The sequence below is a fragment of the Vibrio sp. Y176 genome, assembly GCF_033438945.1.
Window position 1 is genome coordinate 1 of the sequence record NZ_JAWOQS010001271.1, and the last position, 503, is coordinate 503.

General features: G+C 44.5%; 1 pseudogene. It reads right to left on the minus strand.

Annotation, left to right across the window (positions count from 1 at the left end):
• Nucleotides 1-122: 122 nt before the first annotated feature.
• Nucleotides 123-503, minus strand: a pseudogene (locus R7O13_RS31355) (glutamate--cysteine ligase); the annotation flags it as partial.

Consider the following 503-nt stretch of genomic DNA (forward strand, 5'->3'; position numbering starts at 1 on the left):
ATCTCACATAGGTTATCTTGCTGTTTTGGTGGCGCTGTCGCACATCCCGCAAGCAACACACTTCCTAGCACCGATACAACCAACGGCTTAATGTTCAATCCCACCCAATCCTTACTTATTGATTATTGTTTTAGATAAGCGAAGTAGTTTTCCAGAAACTCGTCAAAAGATAACGTATCGCTTTCTTCCGCTTGTCGCTGTTTCTCAACTGAAGAAGCCACTTCCGTTTCCATTATATCTTGCGAGTAATGTTGGTAACCGTGAGCCAGATTTTCTTCACGGAACTTCATGCCAAGAGCACAACCTACTTTGCCAAGTCCACCAAGTTCTTTGGTTAGATCAAGCAATTGGCCAGAAATCGTCAGTTCAGGGTTATCAATCCATGCTTCTAACTTGTCACATACAGCTTGGTAAGCGTCGCCACCAGCCGCAGAATCCATCTCTACTGCAATTTGGCGCAACTCAACGAATACTCGTTTCGCCCAATCTTGCAAAGATAAGCG